5 protein-coding genes are annotated in these 7522 nt (G+C 70.3%); 3 read left to right on the top strand and 2 right to left on the bottom strand.

Annotated features, from left to right (window positions below):
* The first annotated feature begins 219 nt into the window (after window positions 1-219).
* The gene (locus ACFWGJ_RS20035) at window positions 220-1056 is read left to right on the top strand and encodes an HAD family hydrolase (RefSeq protein ID WP_387326160.1); all 837 of its coding nucleotides are present in this window, start codon (window positions 220-222) and stop codon (window positions 1054-1056) included.
* A gap of 466 nt (window positions 1057-1522) precedes the next feature.
* Here ACFWGJ_RS20035 and ACFWGJ_RS20030 read toward each other — a convergent pair whose 3' ends face one another.
* Window positions 1523-2389 carry an oxidoreductase gene (locus tag ACFWGJ_RS20030; RefSeq protein ID WP_387326157.1) on the bottom strand — a complete coding sequence of 289 codons (867 nt, stop codon included), beginning with the start codon at window positions 2387-2389 and terminating at the stop codon, window positions 1523-1525.
* Window positions 2390-2490: 101 nt separating this feature from the next.
* Here ACFWGJ_RS20030 and ACFWGJ_RS20025 point away from each other — a divergent pair, with 101 nt between their 5' ends.
* Window positions 2491-3471 (top strand): ATP-binding protein, encoded by a 981-nt coding sequence (locus tag ACFWGJ_RS20025; protein WP_387326154.1) that lies wholly within the window; start codon window positions 2491-2493, stop codon window positions 3469-3471.
* 19 nt (window positions 3472-3490) lie between these two features.
* Here ACFWGJ_RS20025 and ACFWGJ_RS20020 read toward each other — a convergent pair whose 3' ends face one another.
* Window positions 3491-4798: a hypothetical protein gene (locus ACFWGJ_RS20020; protein ID WP_387326151.1), complete on the bottom strand. Its 1308-nt coding sequence runs from the start codon at window positions 4796-4798 to the stop codon at window positions 3491-3493.
* A gap of 270 nt (window positions 4799-5068) precedes the next feature.
* On the opposite strand from ACFWGJ_RS20020, the gene ACFWGJ_RS20015 reads away from it, so the two are divergent.
* Window positions 5069-7465 carry a bifunctional SulP family inorganic anion transporter/carbonic anhydrase gene (locus ACFWGJ_RS20015; RefSeq protein ID WP_387326149.1) on the top strand — a complete coding sequence of 799 codons (2397 nt, stop codon included), beginning with the start codon at window positions 5069-5071 and terminating at the stop codon, window positions 7463-7465.
* The last annotated feature ends 57 nt before the right edge of the window (window positions 7466-7522 follow it).

Below are 7522 nucleotides of genomic sequence, written 5' to 3'. Positions count from 1 at the left end.
GTCCCGCAGTGCGGGACCCGGCGCTCTCGACAACGGACGGGAAAACCCATCCGGACATGCGACGACCCCCGCCGGGGGGGAGAGCGGGGGTCGTCCCCACGGTTTGACTCGGGGGGGGGAGGAGCCAAACCGGGTTAGCACGGTCGCGAACGATCCGTGACTTCCATGGTGTACCCGAGAGCTCTCTCAGGCAAACCCACACGTCCCACACTAGCCCGAATGGCGGGCGCATATGCTCAACCCGTGGAAAACCACTCCTTGCCTCGTACAGCGGCCTTCTTTGACCTGGACAAGACGGTCATTGCGAAGTCGAGCACGCTCACCTTCAGCAAGTCGTTCTACCAAGGCGGTCTGATCAACCGTCGGGCGGTGTTGCGTACCGCATATGCCCAGTTCGTGTTCCTCGCCGGCGGCGCCGACCACGACCAGATGGAGCGGATGCGCGAGTACCTGTCCGCGCTGTGCCGCGGCTGGAACGTCCAGCAGGTGAAGGAGATCGTCGCCGAGACCCTGCACGACCTGATCGACCCGATCATCTACGACGAGGCCGCCTCCCTCATCGAGGAGCACCACACCGCCGGCCGCGACGTCGTGATCGTCTCCACCTCCGGCGCGGAGGTCGTCGAGCCGATCGGTGAACTCCTGGGCGCCGACCGGGTGGTGGCCACCCGCATGGTCGTGGGCGACGACGGCTGCTTCACGGGCGAGGTGGAGTACTACGCGTACGGCCCCACGAAGGCCGAGGCCGTCAAGGAGCTGGCCGAGTCCGAGGGGTACGACCTGTCGCGCTGCTACGCGTACAGCGACTCGGCGACCGACATCCCCATGCTCTCGGCGGTCGGCCACCCCCACGCGGTGAACCCGGACCGCGCGCTGCGCCGCGAGGCCCTCGCGCGCGGGTGGCCCATCCTCGACTTCAACCACCCCGTGCGCCTCAAGCAGCGGCTGTCCGTGGCCCCCCGCCCGGCCATCGTCGCGGCGGCGGCCATAGGGGCGGCGGCGGCCACCGCGGGGCTCGTCTGGTACGCCAGCAGGCGCCGCGCGACGGTGAGCTGACTCCGCCGAGCCGGTGAGCTGGCTCCGCCGGGACGGTGAGCAGGCACCGCCCAGGAGGCGCCACTCGGGCCCCTTCGCCCCTCATGGGCCTCTTCTTGCCCACTCCTTCGAACCGGTCGCCCGATTCGCTCGCCTTTGGGAGCAAAAGTAAAGAAGTACAGCGAGGGGTTCCGCTTGCCCCGGACCAGGAGTACAAAGGAATTAACGGCCCGCGAGACCAAGGACATCCGAAAGGAATACCTTCAAACGCAACCGAGGCCCCACGGACCGCGCATGAACACCGGGCACCCACGCGACGTCGACCCGTCGATTACGGGCCAGCCGCACCAGGCGACGGGCAACAGTTCCCGACCTGATGGGCAACACTCCGAGGACGCTTGGTAACCCGGTGGACATGCCAGCGGCGGTACGGAAATCCGTACCGCCGCAACCCTGTTCAGGGACCGGAACCGCACCCGAGCGGCACTTATGCCGCGCCCCGCTGCAGCGCCTCGCACACGGCCGTCGACTCCCTGGCGCCGAGTTCGACCGCCTTACCGCAGTGGGCGATCCAGGCCGCCATCCCGTCCGGAGTACCCGAGGCGTAGCCGTCGAGAGCGGCGGCGTAGGCCGCGCGGCCCAGTTCCGCGTGGCCGACCTCCGGCGGGCAGACCGACTTGGGGTCGAGACCGCTGCCGATGAGGACGATCCGTTCGGCCGCGCGCGCGACCAGGCCGTTGTGGGAGCCGAAGGGGCGCAGCGCGAGCAGTTCGCCGTGCACCACTGCGGCGGTCACCAGGGCGGGCGCCGAACTCCCCGCGATGACCAGCCGTGCCAGACCGTCGAGCCGGCCCTCGACCTCGTCGGCGCCTGGCAGCGGAAGCCCGATCAGCGGGGGCCCCGCGGCGCCTGCCGCCGGGGTCTCCGTGGCGGGCTCCCCGTCCCGTCGCGGACGGCCGACCGTGTCCGCGTTGTCGGCGGCGGCCACCAGATGCAGCCTCGCCAGCACCCGCAGGGGCGACTGCCGCCAGATGGACAGGAGTTCGCCCGACTCGGCGGTCAGCCTGAGGGCCGCGCCCACGACCCTGGCCTGGTCGTCCCCGCTAAAGTCGGCCCGTCGGCGCACCTCTTCGAGGGCCCAGTCCGCGCCGGACAGCGCCGCGGATCCGCGGGAGCCGCGCAGTGCGGCCTCTCCGGTGATCTCGTTGCTGCGGCGCCGCATGATGCGGTGCCCGTAGACCCGGTCCACGGCCTTGCGCACGGACTCCACGGATTCCGCCACTCCGGGGAGCGAGCCGAGCGCCGCGAGGGGGTCGGCGTTCGCACCTGTCGCACCCGCTTCTGTCGTACTCATGAGTACGACCCTACGCACCCCGGGTCCGCGCCCCACGAACGAGTGGTCTTCTTCACGTCCGGCGGCCCTGCGGCCCGGCGGCACCACTACGCTACATGAACATGAAAATTGCTTTCGTTGGGAAGGGCGGCAGTGGCAAGACCACCCTGTCCTCGCTCTTCGTCCGTCACCTCGCGACCACCGGATCACCGGTCGTCGCGGTGGACGCCGACATCAACCAGCACCTCGGCCCGGCACTCGGCCTCTCCGACACCGAGGCACGGAACCTGCCCGCCATGGGCGACCGCCTGGGCCTCATCAAGGACTACCTGCGCGGCTCCAACCCGCGCATCGCCTCCGCCGAGACGATGATCAAGACCACCCCGCCCGGCGAGGGCTCCCGGCTCCTGCGGGTGTGCGAGGACAACCCGGTGTACGAGGCCTGCGCGCGGCCGGTGGAACTCGACGGCGGCGCCGTTCGTCTGATGGTCACCGGCCCCTTCACCGAGGCCGACCTCGGAGTGGCCTGCTACCACTCCAAGACCGGCGCGGTGGAGCTCTGTCTGAACCACCTCGTCGACGGCCCCGGCGAGTACGTCGTCGTGGACATGACGGCGGGCTCGGACTCCTTCGCGTCCGGGATGTTCACCCGCTTCGACATCACGTTCCTCGTCGCGGAGCCCACCCGTAAGGGCATCTCGGTCTACCGGCAGTACAAGGAGTACGCGCGCGACTTCGGCGTCACCCTGAAGGTCGTGGGCAACAAGGTGCAGGGCCAGGACGACATCGACTTCCTCAAGGACGAGGTCGGCGACGACCTGCTGCTGACCGTCGGCCACTCGGACTGGGTGCGCGCCATGGAGAAGGGCCGCCCGCCGCGGTTCGAGCAGCTGGAGGACGGCAACCGCAGTGCGCTGAGCGCTCTCCAGGCGGCTGCCGACGCGACCTACGGACAGCGCGACTGGGAGCGCTACACACAGCAGATGGTCCACTTTCATCTGAAGAACGCGCAGTCGTGGGGCAACGAACGCACGGGGGCCGACCTGGCCGCCCAGGTCGACCCCGCCTTCGTCCTGCGGGAGGCCGAGACCGCGCCGGCGTGAGCCGCACGCGGCCCGGGCGCTACGGCTTGACCGCCGGGGCGCCCGGCACTCCCTTCGGGGCCGGAGCGGCGGCCGGCCGGCCGGACAGGAACGACGCCCAGTCCTGCTTCGGGGCCTGGCCCACCTTGAGCGTGCGGAGCTTGTCGAGGGTCTCGGGATCCTGGGCGTCGAGCCAGTCGGCGAGCTGCCGGAAGGACACGCACCGCACCTCGCGCTTGGTGCAGACGCGCTCGATGGTCTCCTCGATGGCCCGCATGTACGTGCCGCCGTTCCACGACTCGAAGTGGTTGCCGATGATCAGGGGCGCGCGGTTGCCCTCGTAGGCGCGCGAGAAGCCCTTGAGCAGGCCGTCGCGCATCTGGTCGCCCCAGTACTCGTGCTTGTCGGGATCACCCTGGGACGTGGTGCCCGACTGGTTGACCATGAAGTTGTAGTCCATGGTCAGCGTCTCGAACCCGCGGCCGGGGACCGGGACGAGCTGCATCGACAGATCCCACAGGCCCGCCTTCTTCTTGGGCCAGACCTGGTCGTTGACGCCGCTGGTGTCGTAGCGGAAGCCGAGTTCGCGGGCGGCCCGCATGAAGTTCTTCTGCCCCTCCAGACAGGGCGTGCGGGCGCCGATGAGCTCCTTGTCGTAGTCGAAGGGCAGCGGTGAGCCCTTCGCCGTACCGGTGTTGGTCTTCCAGGACTTGACGAAGGACTTGGCCTGGGCGATCTCGTCCTTCCACTCCCCGACGGACCACTCGCCCACTCCGCCGCCGCTGCCGCAGAAGTGGCCGTTGAAGTGCGTGCCGATCTCACTGCCTTCGAGCCAGGCGCCGCGGAGCTGCTTCACGGTGTCCCGGATGCCCTGCTCGTCGTTGAAGCCGATGTCGGAGCGCCCGGGTGAGTGCTGTGGCGGCCGGTACAGGTCGCGCCTGGCCTCTGGAAGCATGTACACGCCACTGAGGAAGTACGTCATGGTCGCCCTGTTGTCCTTGGCCACCTTGCGGAAGTGAGAGAACAGCTTCTGGCTGTCCTCGCCCGCCCCGTCCCAGGAGAAGACCACGAACTGCGGCGGCCGCTGCCCGGGCTTCAGCTTCGCGGCCCGAGGCAGCCGCGGCTGCGCGCCGGTGAACGCGGTGGAGCCGTCGCCGATCAGCCGGACCGGGTTCTTCGGCGCCGGAGCCCCCACACCCTTCTTGGCACCGTGCGCCCCCTCGCCGTGGGCGCCCTCGCCCTGCGTGCCCTTCTTGGCGCCGGTGTCGCCGGTGGAGCATCCGGCGAGCGCCGCGGCACAGACCGCGATGACGGCGACGCCCGTGGTGAACCTCTGAGTGGCGGCCATGTTCCGCCCACCTTCTTCCTTCAATCGGGACAAAACAGACGGCGAGGCCAAGATCGCAGGGGTCCCGAAAGGAGGCGGTACGACAAGCCGATCAAAATGACTAATCACTCTCCGGAATGAACCGTTGGACTATTTGCGCTATTTTTCCTGACACGTCCTTTACTCTCCATTACGATTCATTTACCGAGCGTTGATAAATCCCGCCGCTGTACGCCGTGACCCACGGCCGCGCCCCCAAGCGACCGCGTAGCCCCGGAGGAGACGGGAACCATGACTGCCTTCGTCCCCACTCGCACCGACGACTCTTCGCACACCCCGGACGAGGGGCGGCCTCACAGCCCGTCCCCGCCCGGCCGACGAACCTCCCGGATCCCACGGATCCCCCGACTGCCGAGGCCCCCTCGGCTCCCCCGGATCGCGGCCGCCGACCTGTCGGCCTCGGTCGCCGTGTTCCTGATCGCCCTGCCCCTGTCCCTGGGCATCGCCCTCGCCACCGGAGCACCACTGCAGGCGGGGCTCGTGGCCGCCGCCGTCGGCGGGCTCGTCGCCGGCCGGCTCGGTGGCTCACCGCTCCAGGTGAGCGGACCCGCCGCGGGACTCACCGTGGTCACCGCGGATCTCATCCATACGTACGGATGGCGTACGACCTGCGCCATCACCGTCCTCGCCGGACTGGCCCAAGTCGGCCTGGGCTTCCTGCGGGTGGCCCGTTCCGCGCTGGCCGTCAGTCCCGCGATCGTGCACGGCATGCTGGCAGGCATCGGCATCACCATCGCCGTCGCCCAGCTGCACATCGTGCTCGGCGGATCCCCGAGCAGCTCGGTCGTCGACAACCTCCGGGCGCTACCGGCCCAGTTGGCGCACCCCCAGGTGGCAGCGCTGGCGATGAGCGCCCTGACGCTGTCCGTCCTGCTGGCCTGGCCCCGGATCCCCGGGCGCGTGGGGCAGATCCTGCGCACCGTTCCGGGCGCGCTCGTCGCCGTCGCCGCGGCCACCACGACGGCCGCCCTCGCCTCGCTCACCCTCCCCAAGGTCGATCTGCCGTCCTGGCGGAGTCACGCGCTGGCCGGGCTGCCCGAGGGTCCGGTGCTCGGGATCGCCGCCGCCGTGCTCACCACCACGCTGGTGTGCAGTGTCCAGTCACTCCTGGGCGCCGTCGCCGTGGACAAGCTCACGGCCAGACGGCCGGCCCAGCAGGGGCGCTCCGACCTGGACCGCGAGCTGCTGGGACAGGGCGCCGCCAACATCGTCTCCGGCACACTCGGCGGGCTCCCCGTCGCGGGCGTGGCCGTACGCAGCTCGGCGAACGTCCACGCGGGCGCCGTCAGCCGGAACTCGACGATGCTGCACGGCGTGTGGATCACGGTGGCCGCCCTGCTGATGGTGCCGCTCCTGGAGCTGATCCCCCTCGCGGCACTGGCCTCCCTGGTGATGGCCGTCGGCATCCAGATGGTGTCCCTGCACCACATCCGCACGGTCACCCGCCACCGAGAGGTGCTGGTGTACGTCGTCACCACCCTCGGTGTCGTCGTCCTCGGCGTCCTTGAGGGTGTCGTCCTCGGCATCGCCATGGCCGTCGGCGTCGCCCTGCACCGCCTCACCCGGACCCGGATCACCCGCTCGGTGGGCCCGGACGGCGTCCACCACGTGCGCGTACGAGGACAGTTGACGTTCCTCGCCGTACCCCGCCTCAGCCGGGCACTGCATCTGGTGCCGCCGGGCGCCGAGGCCGTGATCGAGCTGGACGGCTCCTTCATGGACCACGCGGCGTACGAGTCGCTGCACGACTGGCAGAGCGCGCACACCAACCGGGGCGGCTCCGTGGAGCTGACCGGGCGCACCGGAGCGCGGCTCGCGGAACCGCACATCAAGGACGAGGACGGGCAGAGTGCGCACTGCCACTGCCGCCCCTGGACGCCCTGGCGCAACCACCACTGCGAGAGTCCCGAGACACCGCCGTCCGGCGGGCACCGCAGCGGGCATCAACTGGCCAGCGGCATCAGCACGTTCCAGCGCAACACCGCACCCCTGGTGCGCGGCGAGCTGGCCCGGCTCGCCCGGGAGGGGCAGCAGCCCTCGCAGCTCTTCCTGACGTGTGCCGACTCCCGGCTGGTCACATCGATGATCACCTCCAGCGGCCCCGGCGACCTCTTCGTCGTCCGCAATGTCGGCAACCTCGTACCGCCACCCGGCAAGGAGAGCGGCGACGACTCGGTGGCCGCCGCGATCGAGTACGCGGTGGAGGTGCTGCGGGTGCGGTCCATCACCGTGTGCGGGCACTCCGGATGCGGGGCGATGCAGGCGCTGATGAACACGGAACCGGGAGGCGCCCGGACGCCGTTGAAGCGGTGGCTGCGGCACGGACTGCCGAGTGTGGAGCGCATGACCGCCGAGGACCGGCCCTGGACCCGGATCGCCGGGCGTGCGCCCGCCGACGCCACCGAGCAGCTCTGCCTCACCAACGTCGTGCAGCAGCTGGAGCATCTGCGGGCCCACGAGGCGGTGGCCCGGGCGCTGGAGGAGGGCACGCTCGAACTGCACGGGATGTACTTCCACGTGGGCGAGGCCCAGGCCTACCTCCTCACGGAGGCCGCCTCCAGCGACGAGGAGGAGGGTGAGCTCTTCGACCGGGTCGCGGCGACGGCCCTGTCCGACACCCAGGGCTGACGCGCCGGCCCGGCGCGGCACCCCGCGCCTGAACCGCTCCCTTCCCCCGTCCGTGAG

This window comes from Streptomyces sp. NPDC060205, from assembly GCF_042728395.1.
GTDB lineage: Bacteria > Actinomycetota > Actinomycetes > Streptomycetales > Streptomycetaceae > Streptomyces.
Note: the sequence above shows the minus strand (reverse complement) of the source record. Positions and strands in the feature narration are given on the sequence as shown.

Coding starts and splice junctions, on each gene's coding strand:
- ACFWGJ_RS20035 (WP_387326160.1), top strand. CDS start 220: ATGGCGGGCGCATATGCTCAACCCGTGGAAAACCACTCCTTGCCTCGT.
- ACFWGJ_RS20030 (WP_387326157.1), bottom strand. CDS start 2,389: ATGAGTACGACAGAAGCGGGTGCGACAGGTGCGAACGCCGACCCCCTC.
- ACFWGJ_RS20025 (WP_387326154.1), top strand. CDS start 2,491: ATGAAAATTGCTTTCGTTGGGAAGGGCGGCAGTGGCAAGACCACCCTG.
- ACFWGJ_RS20020 (WP_387326151.1), bottom strand. CDS start 4,798: ATGGCCGCCACTCAGAGGTTCACCACGGGCGTCGCCGTCATCGCGGTC.
- ACFWGJ_RS20015 (WP_387326149.1), top strand. CDS start 5,069: ATGACTGCCTTCGTCCCCACTCGCACCGACGACTCTTCGCACACCCCG.